Raw genomic sequence first — 1,047 nt, forward strand, 5'->3', positions numbered from 1 at the left:
ATGTTCTTGACCAGCTTGAAGACCGGCCGCCTCGCCGTCTCGAAGGCAACGATCTCGCCGTTGTGGAGGTCCATGACCGGCGAGAGGAAGAGCTTTTCGCCGGCGACGTTGAACTCGGTGACGTCCGTCACCCATTTCTGATGCATACGCTCGGCGGTGAACTGCCGCTGAAGGAGGTCCGGGGCCACGCGTCCCGTTTGCCCCTTGTAGGAGCGGTACTTCTTCGGCCGGACCAGGGACTTCAATCCCATCTCGATCATCAGACGCTGGACGGTCTTGTGATTGACCGACTCCCCGAGGCTGCGGATCGCAGCCGTCACCCGACGATAGCCATAGCGCCCCTTATGGGCTTCGAAGATCGCTTTGATCCTGGTCTTCAGCGCTACATGCCGCTCGGCCAGGGACGAGACTTTCTGCTGATAATAGAACGTGCTGCGGGCCAGGCCCGCAAGCTTCAGCAGCCCGTCGAACGGATAGAGCGGCCTTAACGCCTTGACGGCTTGCGTCTTGTCGGCGCTTGTCGTGCCTGCGTTAAGGCCTCCAGTTTTTTTAGGTAGGCATTCTCCATACGCAGATAGGCCAACTCCGCCAGGAGCTCCTCGCGGCTCTTGGCCTCATCGCTCCGTGGGGCATCCGTCTTGTCGGACAGCACAGGTGGCTCGGGCATTGATCGGGGCCTTCCTCGACGACGTGGGATCAGGGCGTCAATACCGCCAGCCTTATAGCGTCGCTCCCAATCCGGCAGGCAACTCTTATTGCGCAGGTTGAACAACGCCGCCGTCCGGCGGTAAGAGAGCCCATCCTCCCACATCCGGCGCAGAACCGATAGCTTGAACTCAGCATTGTAGTGGCTGAACTTCTTCACTAGACCGTAAACTCCATGCGCCGCGTGCATCGCCACCCAGTTGCGCACCGTCGAATGGTCGACCCCAAAATGCGCACTCACCTCCCGCACGCTACGCTTGCCGCCGCTGTAAAACTCCACAACACTCTGCTTGAACGACGTGCTGTATTTGGACATGCAAAACCCCCGAAGTTGGGTGTCCA

General features: G+C 59.8%; 1 protein-coding gene and 1 pseudogene. Both read right to left on the reverse strand.

The features are described 5' to 3' along the window. A pseudogene (locus tag CO670_RS33210) lies at positions 1 to 470 on the reverse strand (IS3 family transposase); the annotation flags it as partial. Positions 471 to 484: 14 nt separating this feature from the next. Next, positions 485 to 1,047: helix-turn-helix domain-containing protein (locus CO670_RS33215; RefSeq protein ID WP_210202703.1), on the reverse strand; the 563-nt coding region annotated here is incomplete at its 5' end.

The organism is Rhizobium sp. J15 (assembly GCF_002531825.1).
Lineage (GTDB): Bacteria > Pseudomonadota > Alphaproteobacteria > Rhizobiales > Rhizobiaceae > Rhizobium.